18 protein-coding genes are annotated in these 20,545 nt (G+C 72.9%); 3 read left to right on the top strand and 15 right to left on the bottom strand.

Features of this window, described 5'->3' with window-relative positions; all coding sequences use genetic code 11:
• Positions 1-76: 76 nt before the first annotated feature.
• The 7 genes from FREUN1FDRAFT_RS46115 to FREUN1FDRAFT_RS10230 all read right to left on the bottom strand — a co-directional run bounded on the left by FREUN1FDRAFT_RS46115 (position 77) and on the right by FREUN1FDRAFT_RS10230 (position 6,601).
• Complete coding sequence (locus FREUN1FDRAFT_RS46115) at positions 77-1,153, bottom strand: VOC family protein (protein ID WP_006539955.1); 1,077 nt, start codon at positions 1,151-1,153, stop codon at positions 77-79.
• A gap of 32 nt (positions 1,154-1,185) precedes the next feature.
• On the bottom strand, positions 1,186-1,326 hold the full coding sequence (locus FREUN1FDRAFT_RS43650; protein ID WP_006539954.1) for a hypothetical protein: 141 nt from the start codon (positions 1,324-1,326) through the stop codon (positions 1,186-1,188).
• Positions 1,327-1,365: 39 nt separating this feature from the next.
• On the bottom strand, positions 1,366-2,757 hold the full coding sequence (locus tag FREUN1FDRAFT_RS10250) for a cell wall metabolism sensor histidine kinase WalK (protein ID WP_006539953.1): 1,392 nt from the start codon (positions 2,755-2,757) through the stop codon (positions 1,366-1,368).
• The gene (locus FREUN1FDRAFT_RS10245) at positions 2,754-3,470 is read right to left on the bottom strand and encodes a response regulator transcription factor (protein WP_050795805.1); all 717 of its coding nucleotides are present in this window, start codon (positions 3,468-3,470) and stop codon (positions 2,754-2,756) included. Before FREUN1FDRAFT_RS10245 ends, FREUN1FDRAFT_RS10250 begins: the two co-directional genes overlap by 4 nt.
• Positions 3,471-3,496: 26 nt before the next feature.
• On the bottom strand, positions 3,497-4,075 hold the full coding sequence (locus tag FREUN1FDRAFT_RS10240; protein ID WP_006539951.1) for a DUF2231 domain-containing protein: 579 nt from the start codon (positions 4,073-4,075) through the stop codon (positions 3,497-3,499).
• Between the two features lie 161 nt (positions 4,076-4,236).
• A complete protein-coding gene (locus FREUN1FDRAFT_RS10235) occupies positions 4,237-5,496 on the bottom strand; it encodes a GNAT family N-acetyltransferase (RefSeq protein ID WP_035951187.1) in 1,260 nt (419 codons plus the stop codon).
• Between the two features lie 142 nt (positions 5,497-5,638).
• The gene (locus FREUN1FDRAFT_RS10230; protein ID WP_006539949.1) at positions 5,639-6,601 is read right to left on the bottom strand and encodes a TauD/TfdA family dioxygenase; all 963 of its coding nucleotides are present in this window, start codon (positions 6,599-6,601) and stop codon (positions 5,639-5,641) included.
• A 625-nt stretch (positions 6,602-7,226) separates the two neighbouring features.
• On the opposite strand from FREUN1FDRAFT_RS10230, the gene FREUN1FDRAFT_RS39650 reads away from it, so the two are divergent.
• Both FREUN1FDRAFT_RS39650 and FREUN1FDRAFT_RS10220 read left to right on the top strand, forming a co-directional pair.
• Positions 7,227-7,397, top strand: a complete 171-nt coding sequence (locus FREUN1FDRAFT_RS39650) for a hypothetical protein (protein WP_006539948.1) — start codon at positions 7,227-7,229, stop codon at positions 7,395-7,397.
• A 278-nt stretch (positions 7,398-7,675) separates the two neighbouring features.
• A complete protein-coding gene (locus FREUN1FDRAFT_RS10220) occupies positions 7,676-8,659 on the top strand; it encodes a tyrosine-type recombinase/integrase (RefSeq protein ID WP_232295136.1) in 984 nt (327 codons plus the stop codon).
• Positions 8,660-8,686: 27 nt separating this feature from the next.
• On the opposite strand, the gene speB is transcribed toward FREUN1FDRAFT_RS10220, so the two are convergent.
• The 3 genes from speB to FREUN1FDRAFT_RS10205 all read right to left on the bottom strand — a co-directional run bounded on the left by speB (position 8,687) and on the right by FREUN1FDRAFT_RS10205 (position 11,566).
• Entirely contained in the window at positions 8,687-9,700 is a 1,014-nt protein-coding gene (gene speB / locus FREUN1FDRAFT_RS10215; RefSeq protein WP_006539946.1) for an agmatinase, read from the bottom strand.
• An 86-nt stretch (positions 9,701-9,786) separates the two neighbouring features.
• Positions 9,787-10,929 carry an MFS transporter gene (locus FREUN1FDRAFT_RS10210; protein ID WP_006539945.1) on the bottom strand — a complete coding sequence of 381 codons (1,143 nt, stop codon included), beginning with the start codon at positions 10,927-10,929 and terminating at the stop codon, positions 9,787-9,789.
• 241 nt (positions 10,930-11,170) lie between these two features.
• Positions 11,171-11,566 carry a nuclear transport factor 2 family protein gene (locus FREUN1FDRAFT_RS10205; protein WP_006539944.1) on the bottom strand — a complete coding sequence of 132 codons (396 nt, stop codon included), beginning with the start codon at positions 11,564-11,566 and terminating at the stop codon, positions 11,171-11,173.
• Between the two features lie 560 nt (positions 11,567-12,126).
• Here FREUN1FDRAFT_RS10205 and FREUN1FDRAFT_RS10200 point away from each other — a divergent pair.
• Complete coding sequence (locus tag FREUN1FDRAFT_RS10200; protein ID WP_006539943.1) at positions 12,127-13,089, top strand: hypothetical protein; 963 nt, start codon at positions 12,127-12,129, stop codon at positions 13,087-13,089.
• A 200-nt stretch (positions 13,090-13,289) separates the two neighbouring features.
• Here the strand turns inward: FREUN1FDRAFT_RS10200 and FREUN1FDRAFT_RS47965 are convergent, their stop codons facing one another.
• From FREUN1FDRAFT_RS47965 to FREUN1FDRAFT_RS10175, 5 genes are all read right to left on the bottom strand, one after another.
• The gene (locus tag FREUN1FDRAFT_RS47965) at positions 13,290-13,790 is read right to left on the bottom strand and encodes a hypothetical protein (RefSeq protein ID WP_369809783.1); all 501 of its coding nucleotides are present in this window, start codon (positions 13,788-13,790) and stop codon (positions 13,290-13,292) included.
• 180 nt (positions 13,791-13,970) lie between these two features.
• Positions 13,971-14,957, bottom strand: coding sequence for a lysophospholipid acyltransferase family protein (locus FREUN1FDRAFT_RS10190; RefSeq protein ID WP_006539941.1), 987 nt, complete (start codon positions 14,955-14,957; stop codon positions 13,971-13,973).
• Complete coding sequence (locus FREUN1FDRAFT_RS10185; RefSeq protein ID WP_006539940.1) at positions 14,954-16,534, bottom strand: lactate racemase domain-containing protein; 1,581 nt, start codon at positions 16,532-16,534, stop codon at positions 14,954-14,956. Before FREUN1FDRAFT_RS10185 ends, FREUN1FDRAFT_RS10190 begins: the two co-directional genes overlap by 4 nt.
• 175 nt (positions 16,535-16,709) lie before the next feature.
• On the bottom strand, positions 16,710-18,002 hold the full coding sequence (locus FREUN1FDRAFT_RS10180; RefSeq protein WP_006539939.1) for a zinc-binding dehydrogenase: 1,293 nt from the start codon (positions 18,000-18,002) through the stop codon (positions 16,710-16,712).
• Positions 17,999-20,392, bottom strand: coding sequence for an HAD-IB family hydrolase (locus FREUN1FDRAFT_RS10175; RefSeq protein WP_006539938.1), 2,394 nt, complete (start codon positions 20,390-20,392; stop codon positions 17,999-18,001). The genes FREUN1FDRAFT_RS10180 and FREUN1FDRAFT_RS10175 overlap by 4 nt, the downstream gene beginning before the upstream one ends.
• Positions 20,393-20,545 lie beyond the last annotated feature (153 nt).

The raw sequence follows: 20,545 nt of genomic DNA, 5'->3' as shown, positions 1-20,545 counted from the left end.
CGCGGTACTCACGGTGCTGTAAGGAAACCGTGCCGCAGGGAAGCAAACCCACGTCCGTGGACTTTTCGGCGCGGTCTCAGGGTGTGACGTGCAGTTCGACGACACGACCTTCGGGGTCGCGAAGCACATGAACGCCTGGTTCCCAGGCGGTTCGCAGACTGGTGCGGGCGACGACCAGACCGATCCTGGTCCGCCCGGTGGATCCGCCGGTGCCCGCCGGGTACAGCTCGAGGACCACACCGCCGGCCAGCACCGCGGCGTGGTGCTCGGGGCCGCGACCGTGACGTTCACGCTCGAACGGCAAGCCCAGGCCTCGGTAGAAATCGAGGCAGGCGGGCAGGTCGACGCAGTAGACGACAAGAAGGCTGATCCGCACCTTGGTCAATGTCAGGTTCTCGTCGTTCATGTCTCGGCCGGTGGCCTCGCCATGGGTGTGCTCCCCGCGGAGCCTTTCCTCGGGGCAGCAGGCGCGGCGCGCGGTGATGACGGTGGCGGTGTGCCAGGGGCGGACGAGTCCACCGGCCGGGCAGGCCCACCAGGGTGCCCCGTCGTGGACCTCGGGGCGCAGCGGGTGTGGGTGGCCGGGGCAGGCCGGGGCCGAATCGGAGATCCAGGCGTCGGCCAGGGCGTCCTGCAGCCAGCCGGCGAGGTCGACGGCAAGCTCGGCTGGGTCGGCCGCGGGCTGGACGCGCCGCACGGTGCTGGCGCCGGACGGGTCGGTGCTGGTGACCAGCCAGAGACCCAGCCAACCGACGAGCTCGGCCTGATCAGCCTGCCCTCGCCGATCAACCGGGCCGGGCTCGGAGTCCGAGTCGGGTGACACGGGTCGGGCTGGCGGGGGCTGCGGGGGGCCGATGTGGGCGCGCAGTGAGGCCACGGCGGCGGGGTTGCGTTCCAGCCAGTCCGCGGCGGCAGCGAGGTCGGCGTTGCCCGGTGCGGCGACGCCGACGGTGAGCTGGCGGGAGAACGGCTGCAGTTCGGTGAGTGCCGCCGTCACCAGGTCGGTGACCCGGCGGCGGGCGGAGGCCAGGTGTTCGTCGGCGAGCAGGGGTGGCTGCGGGGCAGTGCCGGCCGCTGGCTCCTGCTCGTCGAAGGTGATGTCCAGGATGCTGACGTAGGCCCGCGACGGACGGTCCTGGGGATCGAACTGCATCCACTCACCGTAGCCCGATGTCGATCATCTGGTCAGTCCTGCGGGGCCGCGGCCAGGCGGACGCCGAGCAGGTCGAGCAGGTGGACGCGCAGCGCCGACATCCGCAGGTCGGTGGGGTCACGGGGCCGGGGTACCTGTACGGGCGGGTCGGCGTGGATGCGGCCGTCGCGCATCACCAGGGCCCGGTCGGCGCCAGAGCTATGGCGGAGGGGCTACCGCCGCCAGCGGCGAGGCGGCCGGGCAGGATCCGGGACCGCGGCAGGAAACGTGATGGTGAACGCCGCACCGCCGGTGGGTGAACTGGCACTGGTCCCGATGTCGATCGTCCCGCCGTGATTGGCGACCGTCTCCCGCACCAGCGCCAGCCCCAGCCCGAAACGCCGGCGGTCCCCGTCCTGCTGACCGCGATGGAACCGGTCGAAGATCTGTTCGACCAGGCTCGGGTCCACGCCGCTTCCGGTGTCGGCGACCCGCACGGCCACCTGGCCCGAGCCCTCCCGCGTCCTGGACGAGGTCACCGTGACGGTGACCTCCCCGCCGCCTGGGGTGTGCGCGATCGCGTTGTCCACCAGCGCGCCCAGCGCCCGCCGCAGTGCTGTCGGCGCTCCCAGAACGACCGGCTCCGCCTCACCGGCCGCCTCACCGCTGCCGCGGATGGCCACCGTCAGGGTGACACCGAGGGTGTCTGCGTAGGCCGCCGCCGCTCTCGTGAGCTCGACGGCGACGGCACCGAGATCCACCGGCTCGCGCCGGGCCGGATGGCGGGTCAGCTCGGCCGAGACCAGAAGATCCTCCACAACCTCGGCGAGGCGTCTGCTGTCCTCGACCACCGCCCGTGCCTCCGCCGCCACCGCGGCACGGGCCGCCGCGTCGGGCGCACCGGCCGTGCCGGCGGTCAGTGCCAGCACCTGGGCGCGGGTATGCAGCAACGTCAACGGTGTCCGCAGCTCATGGGCCGCGTCCGCGACGAACCGCCGCTGGCGCACCAGAGCCTCCCGCAGCGGGCCCACAGCCCGCCGCCCCACCAGCATGCTGATCGCGGCCGCCGCACCCAGCCCGACCACGCCCGCCAGCCCCAGTCCCACGGCGAGCTGCCGCTGCCCCGCCCGCAGCACTCCCAGGTCGTATCCGGCCTGTACCACGATCCCGTCCCCGCGGCGCACCGTCAGGACACGAAAGGCGCCGTCGTCCCCAGATCGCCGCGTCGACCAGCGCATCACACCGTCCCGGGCGGTCGCCGCCAGCGCCGCGCGGTCCTCCCAGGCGACGCCTGCACCTGGTGTCGCCGTCACCGAACCGTCCGCTCGGCGCACCATCAGCGTGACCGCCGCCGGTGGATCGTCCACGTCCTCCGCCCGCTGCACCGCCACGGACAGCTGACGGTCCACCTGATGGCTCTGGGTGCGGGAGACGATGAGAAACGCCGTCGCGCCGACGAGCAGCATCGCCGCGGTCACCGCCACCGCCACCTGCACGGTCAGCCGCCGCCGCGCCGTGGCGACCATCCCCCGCTCAGGATCGGCACGCCGCACCGCCCGCCGGGCGGCGAACCCCCACCGATCCGCACAGCCCAACACCCGCATCCGCGCGGGCAGGCCACTCACCGCAGGCCACCCAGCCGGTAGCCGACCCCGCGTACCGTGCGTACCACCGAGCGGCCCAGTTTGCGACGCAGATAGTGGACGTAGACGTCGACTATCGCCGGATCGGCGTCCCCGAACACCCGCTCGCCCAACGTCTGGCGTTCGAACACCTGCTCCGGACGGCCCGCAAGCAGCGCTAGCAGCGCGCATTCCCGCCCTGACAGTGCCACCACAGCACCATCCGTCCCCTCCACCGTGCGGCTGGCGAGGTCGAGCCGCCGCCCTCCAGGCAACGCCAGCGCCTCGGCCGCCGCGTCGGGCTGACCCCGGCGGCGCAGGGCACGCAGCCGCGCGAGCAGTTCCGAGAGGTCGAACGGCTTGCCGAGATAGTCCTCGGCACCGGCATCCAGGCCCTCCACCCGATCCGCGACAGCGCTGCGGGCGGTCAGCACGAGGACGGGTGTGCCGACGCCACAGCGGCGCCACGCCCGCAGTACTTCCAGACCGTCCACCACCGGCAGCCCACGGTCCACGACGATCACCTCGTAGTGGTGGGTCAGGCCCAGATGCAGGCCGCGCTGCCCGTCACCGGCAAGGTCGACGGCATATCCGGCGCCGTGCAGCACGCCTGCGACCAGGGTGGCCAGTTCCTGCTCGTCCTCGACGAGAAGGACCCGAGGGCGGGCGTCCGTCCCACCGGCGCCATCACCTGGACGCTGCGCGCTGCGCGCCATGCCACCTGTCACACCGGCCCCCGCCGTCAGCCGTCACCCAGGCCGGGCCGGGCCGCCGCGGGAACATCCGACCAGCTCGCCCGCGCGCCGGCATCCCCGATCCGCACCACCTGCACGACCGTACCCGTCGCGGCCACCAGCGCCAGGATCGCGGCGATCACCCGCAGCGCCACCGGCGTTCCTGCCGCGGGCAGAGTCGTCGCCGACACGGCTCGATCCGTCGTGGCCGTGGTGGGCGCCGCGACCGCCCGGCGCCGCCCCGGCCACACCGTCCAGCCGCCGTCACGCCAGTCCATGACCGCCAGTACCGTCGCGGCGGCGAACAGCCCCACCACCCAGGGCAACAGCCCGTCCGCGAGCTCGGCGTGCCGTTCGATCAGCGGTGACGGCGGCAGCCGGGCCTCCAGTTGCTCACCGGTCGACGTCGTCACCGGTACCCCGACGAGCGCCGCCGCGGCGAGCAGCACCGGCGCCAGCCCGGCGCGGCGGCGCAGCCCCGACCACACCGCGACCGTCGCGACCATCAGCGCCGCCGCCGGCACCACCACGGCGGTGGCGTGCACCACCAGTGGATGCGCCGGCAACCCGTGAATCCGCAGATACATCACGCTCTCCCATCACTCGGCTGCGCCGGCCGGACAGCTGGACAGCCGGGCCGGTCATCACCGCTGCCACGTTCCCGCGGCCGGATTGGAGAATTCTTGGAGAGGTGGCCGGAGCAGTCCGCTGTGGCGAAGCGGCGGAACGTGCGGCGGTCGGGCGGGGTTCAGCCGCGGACGGCGCTGGACCCGTCGGCCTGGTCGCCGTCATCCAGCCAGCTCCGCCAGGGGATGGCCACGAGATCGGCGAGGATCTGATAGCCGGCGGCCCCGGGGTGTACCCCGTCACCGACTGTGAGGTCGGCTGCCCACGCCGGCAGCGCCGTGAGCGTGTCGAACACGCTGACGTAGGGGACGTCGAGTGCGACGCAGACAGCTGCGTACCGCGCGTCGAGGGTGCGGATGCGGACGTCGCGGGTCTCGTCGAGGCCCGGCGGCGGGCCGACCACCAGCACCGGCAGCGGCGGACGTGCTTCGGTGAGCAGGGCGTGCAGGGTCGCGACGGACTCCTCCAACGGCACCCGTGGCTGCTGGCCGTCGATGGCCGTGTCGTTGACGCCGAAGGACAGCACCAGCCTGTTGTCCGCGCCCGCGGGCAGCCGGGGCAGGCATTCGGCCTTCCACCGGGCGTGGATCTGGGTGGAGGTGTCGCGGCGGATCCCGAGGTTGTAGGTCGTCAGGTACAGGCCGTCGGGGTCGGTGGCGGCGGCGAGCCGGCCCACCCAGCCCAGGCGGGTGGGGTCACCGACACCGGCGGTGAACGAGTCCCCGAGGAAGCACACCCGAAGATCACGACTGGTGTGTGGGCGGGGATGCGCTGCCGTCGTCCCGGATGCGGTCGCGGGTTGTGCCGCGGGGGGTTCTCCGGTGAGGGGACGGGTGAACACGATGCGGTGCAGTCCCGGCCCGTCATGGTCCCGGTGCGCGGTGACCCCGCCCTGCGGGGACGGGGAGTCGCGCTCGAGCGTGCGGTCGTCGAGGGTGAGGTCACCGGGTTCGACGCGGAAACCGAGCGCGGTGTGGAACGCCAGCGAGATGGTGTTGCCCGGGCTGGTGATACAGCGGACCTGCCGGCGGCCGTGCCGTGCCGCGTCGGCGAAGAACTGGCGGTAGAGGGCGGCGGCGACGCCGTGGCGGCGCAGCGCCGGGTCGACACCGACGAAGTGGATGTAGGCGACGTCGGGCTGCGACGGTGACAGCAGGCCGATGAGGAACGCCGCGACCGTGCCGTCGGCGTGTTCGACCAGGTAGCTGCTGGCGGTGAAGTGCTCGAAGAACAGCCGTGGCAGCAGCCGGCTGCGTTGCAGGGAGCCCGCGTCACCGCCGAAGCCGGCCCACCAGTCGTCCAGGACGGCCAGCACCCGCGGCTGGTCGTCGGCGCGGGGGCGACGTACCGCCAGACCGCCCGGAAGATCCCCTTTGATCATCGGATCACCCTGGCAGACAGGGTGCGGCGAGGCCATGGGTTTTTCCCTCCCCCGGTCGGGCTGGAGGAGGGATGGGTGCCGTTGCCAGGGTGGGGTGGCGGGACAGGCAACCCCACCCTGGCAACGGCGGCCGGTGGGCGGGTCAGCTACCCGCGCCCGGGGGTGTGGCGATCGGCGAGTACGCGGTGGCGTCGCCGGCGCGTACGACGCTGGGGCGGCCGTCGGGTCCGACCGGGATGTCACCGGCGACGGTGACGCGGTGCACCACGCGGGGGGCGTCGTTGTAGTCGTTGACGGCGTAGTGCTGGGTGGACCGGTTGTCCCAGATGGCGACGTCGCCGGTCTTCCACTGCCAGCGCACGGTGTTCTCCGGGCGGGCGACCGCGTCACCGAAGGTGCGCAGCAGGTTCGTCGACTGGCTGGGTGACAGGCCCTTGATCTGCTTGACGAAACCACCGAGCAGCAGGGACGGCTCCCCCGTCTCGGGGTGGATGCGCACGACGGGGTGTTCGGTCTCGAACTCGACGGAACGGAACTCCAGGAACCGGTCGATGATCTCCTGGGGCAGGCCGGCCAGGTCGGATTCACGCAGGCCGTAGTCGTGCTGGTTGGTGTGGTGGGCACGCAGCTTCTCGGCGAGCTCGCGCAGTTCGGCGGGCAGCTCATGGTAGGCGGCGACCGTGTTCGACCACAGGGTGTCACCGCCCTGGGGTGGGACGGTGACAGCACGCAGGATGGAGAACGCGGGCGGCCGGTCGGTGAAGGTGACGTCGGTGTGCCAGGCGCCGGCGCGGCCACCGCGGCTGGCGTCCAGCTCGTGCACGAGGGGTTCGCCGGCCAGCGGCGCCTGGGTGGGGTGGGCCTGGGTCAGCGGACCGAGCAGCCGCGCGAACGCGATCTGGGTGGCGGTGTCGAGGTGGTCCTGCCCGCGGAAGAAGATCACTCGGTGCTGCAGGGCCGCGGCGCGGATCGCGGTGACGGTGTCCGCGTCGAGGTCGCCGCCCAGGCGCACACCGTCCACGATGGCGCCGATGCGGGGGGTGAGCTGGGTGATGGTGAGTGCCGCCCGGCTGGTGAGGGCCTGGGCGGGGGCTGCGGTGGTCATCGGTGGGCTCCTCGGGGCGGGGTGCTGCGGGTGCCGGTAGGGCTGCTGCGGGTACGGCGCGGCCGCGTGGCCTTGCGGCGCAGGCGGGCCTTCCTGCGATGCGCAGCGAGGTGGCAGACAGCCACGACGGGGTCGGGGCTTTGCGTGTCGGCGGTGTGACCGGCGGCGGGGCACGCCGGTCTACCTACAGGCCGTGGAGATCCGGCGCCTGCCGGTCAGGGCCGGGTGGAGGTCAGGGCCGGGTGGGACACAGGGCGCTCGCGACGCGGACGCAGTCCACGTGCATGCGGCGCGCGAGGGGTGACCTGCGGCTCATGAGCCTCATGCTAGGCCCGCGGCAGCCGATAATTCGACCTAGTCGACAGATTTACTGAAGAAATCTGGCAGGTCTGGTGTCCGTCGCCGCCGGCGCACTCCCCTGCCCTCCCGCCGGCGTCGTCTCGCCGCACCCTGCGGCGCAGCCCGCCGGCGACAGGACTACAGCGCGGACCAGCCGCCGTCGGCCGGGACTGTCCGCTCGGGGGGCTGCTCACCCACGTGGGGCGGGCGACTCCCGGCGCGCAGGCGGTGGTGGCGGAGCTGATGGGCCGCTGGGGAGGCGGAACTGGCCGCCGGCGTGGCGGCGATGCGGGCCACCGGTCAGGTCGGCGCCGAGGTGGACCCGGCCCGCCACGCCGCCGCACCGCTGGCCGGCGTGCAGGGCGGGGTGTTGATGCTCATGTCCACCGGTCGGCTGACCTATCTGCAGGCCGCGCTCGACGTCGGGATCGACGCCCTGCGCCACGCCGGCCGGTAGGGGCCGGTCGCCGCCGGCCCCGCGCCGCGGCGGAGCCTACGATCATCGAGCAGGGGCACGGCGCGGCGCGGTGGGGCGGGAGGGAGCTGGTGGTGGTCGGGCAGGGTGTCGACGACCGTCGTGACGGCGACGGTCGCGACGGCGCGTTGGTGACTCCCTCCCCTGCTGTCACCATGGCCGACCCTCCAGCACCGACCGACCTGGGTGACCCGTCCGGCACGTCCGAGACGCTCGCGGATGAGGTGCTGGAAGGCGAGGTGGTGGGCGCCGGCGGTGCGATGGTGCCCGGCGGGCAGCTCGGGGGGGAGCTCGCGGAGCCGTTGGCCGAGCGGGTCGGGGACTATGCCCGGGCATCGCGGTCGGCGGCGACGTGGCGGGCCTACGACGCGGACCTGCGTCATTTCCGGGCCTGGTGCGCCGGCCAGCCGGTGGCGCTGGTCGCCGTCCCCGCCACCGCTGTCACCGTCGCCGGTTACATCGCCGCGCTCGCCGACGACGGCTACGCCCCGTCGACGATCCGCCGCCGGCTCGCGGCGATCTCGGTCGCCCACCAGCTGGCCCGGGTGACGAACCCGACCGCGGCGGCGGAGGTGTCGGCGGTGTGGAACGGTATCCGCCGTTCTCGCGGGGTGCGTCCGAGCCGGAAGGCGGCGTTGGACACGTCGCTGCTGTCGCGGGTGGTCGCCGGGCTGGACGACACCCACCTCGCCGATGTGCGGGACCGGGCTCTGCTGCTGGTGGGGTTCGCCGGTTGCCTGCGCCGCAGCGAGCTGGTCGGCCTGGACACCGCCGACGTGGTGGAGACCGACGACGGGCTGGTCGTGACGGTGCGCCGGTCCAAGACCGACCAGGAGGCCGCCGGGGCGCAGGTCGGCCTGGCGTACGGGTCGTACCGGCCGACGTGCCCGGTGCGGGCGTGGCGTGGTTGGGTCGCGGCGGCCGCGGCGGCGGGCACCCCACTGGCCGACGGGCCGGCGTTTCGGGGGATCAACCGGCACGGGCAGGTCGGCACGGTGCGGCTGTACCCGGGGTCGGTGGCGCGGATCGTGCAGCGGCGGGTGGCCGCCGCCGGGCTGGACCCGGCCGACTTCGCCGGTCATTCGCTGCGGTCGGGGTTCGCGACGGCCGCGGCCCGCGCCGGGGTGAACGACCGGTCGATCATGCGGCAGGGCCGGTGGCGGTCGGCGGCGTCGTTGGAGTCGTATGTCCGGGCCGGGCGGCTGTTCGACGCGGACAACCCGTCCGGGCGGGTCGGCCTGTGACCGTGCGCTGAGCCTTCCGAGGTCCGCCTATGCCGTCGCGGCGGGCACGGGCACGGCGTCGGTGGGCACGGCGTCGGTGGGTCGGGATTGCGCCGGGTGCGGGGCGACAGCCATGGTCGACACGATCTCGTACGCCGTGTGCGCCGCGGCGATCCCGGTGATCTGGGCGTGGTCGTAGGCGGGTGCCACCTCGACGATGTCACCGGACACGACGTCCACCGAGGCGAGCTCGCGGAGCAGGATCAGCAGCTCCCGGCTGGTCAGGCCGCCCGCCTCGGGGGTGCCGGTGCCGGGTGCGTGGGCCGGGTCGAGGACATCGATGTCCACGGACACGTACACCGGCCGGCCACCGATCCGGGCCCGCAGGCGCTCCGCGGCGGCGCGGACGCCGTCCAGCTCGATCTCGGCGGCGGTGATGACGGTGAAGCCGAGCCGGGCGTCGTCGGTGAGGTCGGTGTCGGCGGGCAGGGGACCGCGGACCCCCATGTGGATGCTCGCCTCCATGTCGATCAGCCCTTCCTCGACGGCGCGGCGGAACGGTGTGGCGTGGTTGAAGACGCTGCCGTAGGAGCCTTCCCAGGTGTCGAGGTGGGCGTCGAAGTGGGCGACGGCGACCGGCCCGTGCACGGCGGCGACCGCGCGCAGCAGCGGCAGCGAGATGGTGTGGTCGCCGCCGATGGTCAGCAGCCGGGAGCCGCCGTCGAGCAGGTCCCGCGCGCGGCGCTCGATCGCGGTGAGCGCGGCGGGCAGGTCGTACGGCCCGGCCGCGACGTCACCCGCGTCGGCGACCTGCAGTGTCTGGAACGGCGCGACACCGAGCTCCGGGTTGTACGGCCGCAGCAGCCGTGAACTCTCCCGGATGTGATTCGGGCCGAACCGGGCACCGGGGCGATAGCTCACCCCCGAGTCGAAAGGAACTCCCAGGACAGCGACGTCGGCACGGCTCACCTCGTCGAGCCGGGGCAGTTTCGCGAACGTTCCCAGGCCCGCATAGCGCGGAAGCCCCACAGGCTCCCGCGGGCTGTTCTGGATCGGGGACACAGCGACTCCTCGTCGGATCGGGACGGCGGTTTCAGGGACGGGTGGCTGCGGCGGCGGGCCGACCGGGTCGATCTTCTGCTCCTGTCTCAGCGGCGCCAGGTCACGGCGAGCACGACGATGGGTAGCGCGGCGCAGCCGAACAGCACCGCCGGCCCGGCCCAGGCCGACCCGAGGGCCCACAACCCGAACGATGCCAGCGAGGTGACCTCCGCGGCCGAGCCGGCCAGTGAGCTGACCGTGGCCCGGGAGGAGTCGGCGGTCTCGCGCTGCAGGCGGGTATCGGCCTGCACGGCGGCCCACCGCAGCACACCGAAGGCCACCGCCACCCCGACCAGCCCGGCCGGTGTGGCGCTGAACGCGCCGAGGGCGAGCGCGCAGCCGCCGCCGGCCAGGACCCGGCCGGGGTGTTCGGTGCCGCGGTCGGCGAGCCAGCCTCCGACGGCGCCGCCGGCCAGGATCAGCCCGTAGCCGAGGGGGACCGCGGTGAGCGCGAGACCCGTGTCGGCGATGAGCAGCGGCAGGTACTCGTCGAGGGAGAGCACCGCGGCGAGACCGGCGACCGCCACGACGGCCGCCCGCGCCGGTGCCGCCCCGCGCAGTGCGGCGACCCCTTCACGCAGAACCTGGCGCGCTCCCGGCTCGTCCACACCCTCACCGGCGTCATCGGGTGCCGTGTGATCCCGTGCTGGGAGTGGGCGCACGCGCGTGTCAGGCAGGGCGAGGGCGACGACGGCGGCCATCAGTGGCATGGCGACGCTGGCGAGTCCGACCGCGGTGAATCCGCCCGCGGCCAGCACGGGGCCGGCGGCGAGGGCGCATGCCAGCGCCGAGACGGTGCCGACCGCCTCGGCCCGTCCGATCAGCCGCGGGTAGGCGTCGGCGCGGCCGAGGACGGCCAGTTCGGCATGGATGTGGGCCTGCCAGGTACCCGACCGCAATGAGCCGCCGACACCCCAGAGCACGAAGCCGGCGGCGAAGGTGCCGTAGCCCGGTGCCAGCGTCCACAGGGCGAACGCCGCCGCGGACAGCAGCGGCGACACGACCAGCAGAAGCCGGCGGGACACCAGGTCGGCGAGCACGCCGGAAGGGACCTCGGTGAGAAACGCTGTCAGCGACCACAGCGCGAACAGCGACGACACCGCGGCCGGCGACAGCCCGTGTTCGGTGAAAAGCAGCGCGTACAGCGGGTAGAGCAGTACGGCGTCCTCGCACGCCGCGTACGCGTACAACCGGCGGGCGAGGCCCGCCTCAGCCCGGGAGCGACCGGAGCATCAACATCGTCGCAGTCTCATGCCGGTGACCCTACGCCGCGGCGCATCCCGTGCCTACCGGGCCGTGCACGCCGACGTCCCGACGTGGACGGGCATGGTCTCCCAGCCGCGCAGGACGCGGCACCGACATCCGCCCACCTCCGACGCGCTGTTCCCACGACGTGCTGTTCCCAGGTGCTCCCGCCGGTGCCCTCGGCCGTTACAGGCGGGCGTCGACGAAGGCCTGCGGGTAGTGACACCGCCATTCGACGATCTTGCCGGCCTCGTCGAGACGCAGGTAGTCGACGCCGCTGGCGGACGTGCCGTCGGCGAAGGTGAAGCCGTAGACGAACACGACCGTCTGGGTGCTCACCAGGGATGATTCGATGCTGTACCGGATGCCGGGCAGGCGGCGCATCGAGTCGTCGATGTAGTCGCGGAAGGCGTCGTAGCCCTCGACGGTCACCTTCTGCGGGTCACCCGTTCGCCGCTGGACGAACGGCGAGCTGAACACGATGTCGGTGCCGATCGGCTCCATCACGATGTCGACGTCGTACTGGTTGAATCCGTCCTCCCAGTGCCGGGCTAACGCCGCCGCGAGCTTCTGGGTGATCATTGCTGCCTCCTGGGATCGCGAGGCGCCCGTTGCAAGGCCCGACGCCGACCGGCCACCTCCGCGGTTCGAGGCAGGCCAACACTAGGCGACCGTTCACCCCGCCGCCAAGAGTTAGTGAGCACCTGCTCATCGGTGGATCTCGCGTTCCGCGGGCGCACGACGCGAAGAGGGACGCCCCTCGTAACGCCGTAACACACCACATTCCCGCTGAAACCTGTACTCCACACCAGGACGTGGACAACAATCGACGTACAGCAGGAGCCAAGCCTGGCAGCAGGAGCGCGATGGTGCCAGGCCACCACGACATCACATATCCACTGCGCGCTGCGACCCCGGACGCGGTAGCGTGCGATGGTCACCGATCGTTGCCACAATGGTGACGCAGCGCCGCAATGGTCATGCAACGCACCGAACCGGTCGGATCGCCGGTGGCTCGGATCAACCGGTCGGCGCCACGCCACGGACCGTCGCAGGACGTAGCACCGGCACTGCCCCGGCCCCGCCGGGGACGTAACGGCCCCACCAGCCCCTGCGCGGGCCGGGGGCGGGAAGGACGTGGGATGAGTCGGGTCGAACTGCCCGAGTCCGTCCACTGCGACCGGCACGGGCTGGCCGCGGCGTCCCGTGCCGCCGCGATGCTCTCCCGGGAGATCGCCTACGCCGACCCGGACCCGCTGACGATGGCGGAGTTCGACGACCGGCTGCACCGCTACGCCACCACCCTGCTGACCACCCCGCCCACCCTGCTGCTGCGCCCGGTCATCTCCGACTGGCGCCGCGCGCAGGCCGCGCTGGGCCGGCGACTGTCCCCGGCCACCCACCGTGAGCTCACCAGCATCGCCGGTTTCCTGTCCTTCTACCTGGGGGTGCTCGCCGTCGAGTCGGGTGACGACCCCTCGGCGCGGCGGTTCGCGACCCTCACCGACCAGTTCGCCGCCCAGCTCGACGATCCGCTGCTGACCGGGACGGCGGCCACCCTCGACGCGCTCGTCGCGTTCGTCACCGGCCGTTACGACGCCGCCGCCGGTGCCGCCCGGCGCGCCGCCGCGGCTGGGCACCCCTACCTGTGCGGGTGGGCGGCCGCGATCGAGGCGGCGGCCGCGGCGACCCTCGGCGACAGCGACACCGCGCTGATCGCGCTGGACCGCCTCGCCACCCGGCCCTGCGTGCAGGGCCTGCGCCATCCGGGCTGGCCGGCGTTCGACGAGGTCCGGGAGGCCTGCGCCGTCGCCGACGTGGTCGCCCGCATGGGCGGTGACAGCGCCGCCGACCTGGCCCGGATCGCGGTCGACCTGACCAGCTCCGGCACGATCGAACGCGGCTGGGCGCTGGCCTGCCTGGCCAGCGCCCTGGCACCGGACGACCCGCCGCAGGCCTCCCGGCTGCTCGGTGACATCGTCGCGATCCTCGACGTGCATCCCTCGCGGATGCTCAGTCGCCGGGTCAACGAGATCGTCTCCGTCGCCGGGCCCGGGCTGCTGCCACTCATCCCCTACACCGGCCCGGCCGAAGCCTCCGCCTGAGGCGCCGCCGGGTCCGCCGTTTCCGGACCGTCGGGCCCGGGAGAACACCGGCGACAGCCACCCACATCTTCTACGCTTTGTAGAAACCTGCGGGCGGGGGCAGTGATGACAGTGGACGTGCCCCGTCGGATCGGCGTCTTCGAGCCGTCGCCCTGCCGAACGCGCTCATCGACCCCGCCGAGCGCTGACGAGCCGGCCCCTCAGGCGGAGAGCCGGCCCGCGGGGCTGGCGGTCACCCCGGCCGCGGCCAGCCGGTCGCGGCGGCGGGCGAGCAGCCGCTCGGCCAGCGCGTCGGCGCGTTCCATGTCGTCGAGGGTGGCGCGGGTGCGGTCCTCGACCTCCAGGATCGCGGCGAGCAGCTCGGCGGACAGCCGGGTCCGCGCGGCGACCCGCGCCACGCTCGGCGGCAACGCCCGCCCGGTAGGACCAGCGGGTGGGGCCGCACCGTCACCGGTGCCGGCGGCTGGCCCGGTCGTGGTGCCGGCGGGCCGGCGGACCGCCAGGACCGCGCCCTGAGTTCGACGTGAGCGGACCCGCAGATCGCGATCTCCCGCGGTGTCCGGGCCCGGACGGGCCGGTAGCGCTGTGGGATGACCGGCGGCGGTGGGACGCCCACCGATGTGCGCGGCGGGGCGCGCGGCCGGTACGGGCCGGTCGACGGGACGACGCTCGGGGCGGTCGGAGCGGTGCAGCAGAGCCATGTATCCAGTCATACCTGTGACACAGCGTGATGCAACGCCTTGACTTCGGGCGCGGGGGCGGGGAAGGCCCTGACCCACAGGTCATCCCCAGGCCCACCCCGACTACCCACCGCACCATGAACAGGTTTATCCACAAGACGATCTTGATGTGACGAGAGTCACATCACCGGGCTGGTGTGATCAGCGTTCCCACGGCGACCGCGACCGCACCGGCGCCGGCGGCTCGGTGGCCTCCCACACCCGCCGCCACCGCGCCACCGGGGCCTCACCCCGACCGGCCCGCGCCGGCGGCACCGCCACCGAACCCGGAGCCGACGACGTCGACGTGCCCTCGCCAGCACCGGACGCCCGCAACGACGCCCACCAGCTGGTGGAGTCCTCCACCCCGAGCCGGTCCACCTCCGCCGACAGCCGGGCGGTGAACGCCCGCACATCCTCACCATCCCCGGCCCGGATCGGCGACCCGAACCGCACCGACACCCGCGGGCGGCCCGGCAGCGGCCAAGCCCGCCCACGCGGCATCGCCGCGTACGCGCCCCGCAACGCCGCCGGCACCACCGGCACCCCCGCGGTCGCCGCCAGATACCCCGCACCGAGGCGGAACCGGCCCCGCGCCCCGTCCTGCGACCGGGTGCCCTCGGGGAACACCACCAGGTTCCACCCGTCACGGAGCAGATCCAGCGGCAACGTCGACGGCACCCCGCCCCGGCGCTCGATCGGCACCGTCCCGAACGCGAACGCCGTCGACAGGCCCCGCCAGGTGCTTTCGAAGAAGTAGTCCGCCGCCGCCGTCACCGCGGTACGCTCCCGCACCTTCCGCGGCAGCGCACACAGCAGCAGCGGGGCGTCCAGATGACTGGAGTGGTTCGACACCACGATCACCGGGCCGTCACCGACCTCGTCGAACACCTCCGCCCCGGCCACCGTCGGGGTCAGCGCCGCGTGCAGCAGCGGGTTCATCGCCCCTTCCAGGAACGCGGTACGTGCCACCCGCGCCGGGGTGCTGCGCGCCCACGCGGTCGGGAACTCCCGCGCCGGCGTCGGCAGGCGGTGCGCCTGCGCCGAGGCCGGCACCAGCGACCGGTTACCCCAGCGGAACCCCCGCACGGCCTCCGCCGCGGAAAGCCCCGGCCGCGGCGGCCCACCGAAGCGGCCCGCCGGGCTCATCGCACGTCCGCCATCGTGTGCGGCGGGGTGTGCAGGTAGGTGATCGACGGGTCACGGCCCACCGTGCCCGACACCATCTCCAGCGCGTCCGCGAGCGTCGACGCCGCACGGAAACCCATCCGCGCGCACGCCGCCCGGTCCCCCCCGACCCACACCACATCACCCAGGTGGTCCATGCCGTGCGCCGCCCAGTACCACATGTAGAACGGGTGGACGCCGTGATAGGCGTGCGAGGTGCGGTACAGGTGGATGTACCACGGGTCCGTCGCGTACTGCTTCTCGAACTTCGCCTCGATCGTCGCCGGGTCGGTGGACTCGGCGAGCACCTCGGTGAAGAAGTCCACATACGACGGATGGTGCAGCTGGGAGAACTCCGGCGTCACCGGGTGGTAGAGAATCATCGCACCCTGGTGCCGCACCAGCGGCTTACCCCGGTACATGTTGAAGAAATATCCCAGCCCCATGCAGGTCGCCAGGATCGGGTTCATCACCGAGTTCACGTTGTACGGGCCCACATACGGCAGGCCCACCACCAGCACGTCGGACTGCCCGTCCACCTCGACGAGCTGCTGACGGTGCACACTGGCGATCGTCTGGTCGTGGGTGGTCTCCGTCTCCCCGGCGAACACCCCCGTCACCTGGTAGTCGGCGAGCAGGTCATGGAAAAGCCTGCGCCGCGGCCGGGACGGCATCACCGACAGCCCCCGGCTCATCCCGTACGCCATCGCCTGGTCCCGCACCGACCACTCCCACTCCCGGCGGGTCAGGAAGCTGTACTTGTCCGGGAAACAGGCGTTGTTCAGCGTCGTCTCGACATGGAAGATCTTCAGATGGTTCGCCAGCAGCCGACCCATCCGCCACGCCGACGAATGCATCTCCGAACGGGTGTGGTCCATGAACGACCGTGAACGCACCATCGTGTGCGAGTTGTGATGGTGGCGGATGCTGTTGTACGACGCCAGCCCGATCGGCACCGACTTGTGCCCACCGTCCATCGCGACCAGGTTGACGTTCACGTACACCAGCAGGTCGCTCTCCGCGGCCCGCCGGTTGATCTCCACATCCTCACCGTGATCGGTCACCCCGATGTGCAGGAGGTTGTCCCGGTCCTCGGCGTCGTGGTTGTACAGGTTGTCCGGCCAGAACGACCGGAACACCCGCTCCCCGACGATGTGCTCGATCTCCGCCGCCGTCATCCGCCGATGCAACGCGTTCGCCGCGATCAGCTGCACGTCGTCGACCCCGGCCGCCGCCGCGAGCGTCAGCACCTGCTCGATGATCCGCTGACGCACATCCGGACGGCGCATCCGCGGCAGCGGAATCGACAGGTCGTCGAACGCGATCGTCAGCCGCATCCCCGGCCGCAGCAGCTCCCGCAACGGCTCACAGTTGTACGGATGCTCCAACGCGTCCGCGATCGCCGCGTCCACATCGCCCACCCCCGGAAGGGACTCCGGCGGATACACCACCCGGGTACCCAGGGGGAACCGCTCCAGCGTCAGCCCCTCACCCTGGTGCACCAGCAGCGGAGGTGTGCGCTCGTCGACCTCGAGCACGAACCCCGGTCTCACCTGCACGTTCCCCTCGTCTGTGTGTCACCCCGACCGGACGTGGTGCCCCCGCACCCGCCCGGCCCGCGACGGAACCCGCCGCCTGGGACGACAATCTCGAAAATCTCGACTAGCCCGACCGTGCCACGTCCCGCGGCACCCCGGCACCTGCCCCCGCACCCGCCGGCGCGTCTCACCCCGATCACGCCGACGCCGCCGGATCGAACACGATCTTCACCGCACCCAGCCTCCCCGCCGACAACGCGTGATCCAACGCCTCCCGCCACCGTGCCAGCGGATACACCGCCGACACCACCCCGTCGAGCGGCGCGGTCGCGGCCAACGCCAACGCCCGCCCGAAATCCGACCCGTCGTCGAACCCGCCCTCCGCATCCGCCGCACCGGCGGCCATGCCCGCATCTAGATCGAGGTCGGGGTCGCCGCGGCGCGCACCGCCCGACGACGCGTACGTGCCGACCAGCTCCAGCTCCCGGTACCACAGCGGGGTCAGATCCACCGACCCCGACGGCACCCCCGACAGCACCACACGGCCCCCCGCACGGGTCACCCGCAACGCCGTCGACAACGACGACGCGCTGCCCGCGCAGTCGATCGCCACATCCACCCCACCGAGCAGGAAATCCCCACCCAGCTGCGGAGTCAGCCGCAACGCCCGGTTCGCCCGGCGCACCCCACCGACCGCGTCGTCCGGTGCCAGCACCTCGTCTGCGCCGAACCGACGGGCCAGCTCCACCTGCCGGCGATGCTTCGCCACCAGCGTCACATGCTCGGCCTTGGTATAGGCCCGCACCGCCAGCAGCGTCAGCAGACCCACCGCCCCCGCGCCCACGATCAGCACCCGGTCCCCGGTCGCGATCCGCGCCCGCCCGGCCGTGTGCACCGCCGTCGCCAGCGGCTCCACCAGCACCGCCCGCTCGTCCACCAGCGTGTCCGGCACCGGATGCAGCTGGCTGTGATGAGCCACCATCGCCCGGCTCCACCCGCCACCGGTATCCGCGCAGTACCCCGTCTGCAACCCCGGCGACAGATGACCCACCGTGATCGAGTCGCAGCGTGACGACCGGCCCGCCGCACACGACGGACACAGCTCCAGACCCCGCGCCGCACAGCCCAGCACCGGGTCGATCACCACCCGCGACCCGGCCGCCAACCGCCGCCCGTCCGCCAGCGTCACCGCCTCCTGCAGATCACCCACGATCTCATGGCCCGGCGTGAACGGCATCGACACCAGCGGCGAGAAGTAGAACGAGCTCTGCCCCGTCACCGTCGCCAGATCCGACCCGCAGATCCCCGCCAGCCGGGGGCGCACCGTCACCCAGCCCGGCCCCGGCAACGCCGGATCCCCCCGGTCCACCAGCCGCAGCGGCGCGGCGGACGTCGCCGCCATCGACGACAGCCGCGGCAGCCGCCCCGACACCACCCGCGCCGCCGCATACCGCGGCAACGACCGGTACAGCTCCAGACCGCGGGTCACCGACCCTCACCCACTCCCACCCGAACCACCGTGGCATCCCCACCGTTCCCACCGTCACCGCGACCACCGGCACGCCCCGCGCCACCGGCACCACGGCCACGGCCCTGGGCGACCGCCGCCGCCGCGAACAGGCCCCGCTCCACCCGGCTACCGACCAGCAGCCGCGACTCACCGGGCGTCGACGGCCACTCCTCGATCGGCCACCCCGACGCCCGGGCCACCTTGTGCAACGCCACATCCGGATTGACCACCACCGGATTACCCACCGTGCGCAGCATCGGCAGGTCCGACAGGCTGTCCGCGTACGCCCATGACGACTCCAGATCCGCCCCCCGGCGGCGCGCGTAGTGATCCAGGAACGCCGCCCGGGAATCCCCGACCAGCGGCGACGCCAACAACCGGCCCGTGTACAGGCCGTCCGCCCCGACCGCCAGATCAGTCGCGACGATCTCGTCGAACAACGGCGCCAGCGGCGCCACCAGCGGCGCCACCGCCCCCGTCAGCAGCACCGTGCGATGCCCCGCCGCCCGATGCTCACGCACCCGGCGCACCGCCGCCGGCTTCACCCGCCGCAGCAGCACATCCGCCCCGGCCTGCGCCACCACCTCCGCCAGCTCCGCCGGGTCCACCCCCGCGTACCGGCCGTACACCGAACGGATCAGATGCCCCCGGTCCCGACGCTCCGCCCGCAGATACCCCGGCAACGCCCGCGCCAACGACGCGATCTCCCGCGCCCGTTCCGCCGGCCCCGCATCGGCCAGCCGCAGCCACAGGTAGGACTCCACCACCGTCGAGGACACCAGCGTCCCGTCCAGGTCGAACACCGCCAGCACCCCGTCGCCGGCGGACAGGTTCCCCGCCCCACGCCGCGCCGGGGCGGGATCCCGCGGCCGGCGCAGCACCGCCGTCACCGCCGGGCAGTGCACATCCTGCAGATAGTGCCGCCAGTCGTAGCAGGCCGGATCGAACCCGAACTCCTCCTGGTCCGCCGGCTCCATCGCCGCGTGCAGCGCCGCGGTCGCATCGTCGACGTAGACCAGCTCCGCGCTCGTGTACGCCCGGTACACATCCGAATAGCGACGCAGGAACGCCACCCGGCTCTCGGACCGTTCCAGATCCACCGCCCACCGGCGCACCCGCTCCGACCGCGGCGCATGCCCCAACGCCCGGTTCGCCCACTCCACCGCCTTCTCCCCGCGGCGCAGCTTCGCCTCCACCGCCACCGAACCGGCGAACGGCCACTCCGGCACCGCGATCGCACCCCGGCCCCGCTTCGGCAGCGGATGGGCCAGGAAATAGCCCCGCACGTACTCGTACAGATCCCGGAACAGCAACGGGTTACGGAACCCCGAACACACCGTGTAGTAGGCCGGGGTGTCCACCGGCGGCGGGGACGCCGCCGCCGCCAGCAACGCGTTGACGACCAGATCCACCGGAATGATGTCGACCACCGCGTCCGGGGACGCCGGGAAGTCCGGCAGCTCCCCACGGCCGAACGCGAGAATCAGCGGCTCGGCCATCTTGAACCCCTCGATCCACCCGGGGAACGGCCGCGCGACCGCACTCTCGATGATCGAGGGACGCACAATCGTCAACGGCAGATCGCCGTGCGACTCCTCCAGATACCGCTCCGCCAGCGCCTTGGTGAACGTGTAGGCGTCCGTCCACCCCAGCACCTGCGCCCGCTCGGCACCGGCGGCGACCATCCGCCGCGCCACCCAGTCCCGCCGCGCCGCCTCCGCGGCCACCGACACCGTCTGCGCCCCGGCCCGACCATGCTCGCCAGCTGCCTGCTCCCGCAGCCGCGCCGAGACCTCCGGTGACCGCGACGCGTCCTCCGCCGCCTGCCGCGCCCGCTCAGCCGAGGACTGCTCCGCCCGCCAGTCCACCTCGTGCGACAGCCGGCCCTCGGCGATGTGCCCCGACCGCAACCCGGCCACATACGCCGTCGACACATGCACCACATGCGGACGCGCACCACTGGCATGCACCGCCCGCAGCAGCTCCTGCACCCCACCCAGGTTGGTCGCGAACCCCTCGTCGATCGGCGGGTCGAACGACACCTCCCCGGCGCAGTGGATCACCACATCCAGGTCGGTGGGCAACGCCCCCATGTCGGCCAGGTCACCCTCGATGACCTGCACCCGCTCGGCGAGCAGCGCGGCCAGCCCCTCCCGGCCCAGCCGCTCCCGCAGCCCGGCGAACGCCGGCTTACGGGTCATCCGCGCCAGCCGGGCCGCACCCGAATGGCTACCCCGGGGCCGGACGAGAGCCACGATCCGGGTGTCCGGGAAGTCCGAAAGCAGCCGCTCCAGCAGCGCCTCACCGACGAACCCGGTCACCCCGGTCATGAACACACGCCTGCCCGCGAGCCGCTCGCGCAGCCCCACCAGGTCACCTCCACCCTCACCCGCACCCGACGCCCACGCGGGGCCTTCGGTGCGCAACAGTAGGCGACCCCGGACCGTCGACGAACGAACCCGTCGGTCACCTGCGTGTACACCCACGCTGTCAGATGAGGGGCAACCTACCGTCACCGCCGG

Source organism: Parafrankia sp. EUN1f (genome assembly GCF_000177675.1).
Classification (GTDB): domain Bacteria; phylum Actinomycetota; class Actinomycetes; order Frankiales; family Frankiaceae; genus Parafrankia.
This window is presented reverse-complemented; position numbering and strand designations above follow the sequence as displayed.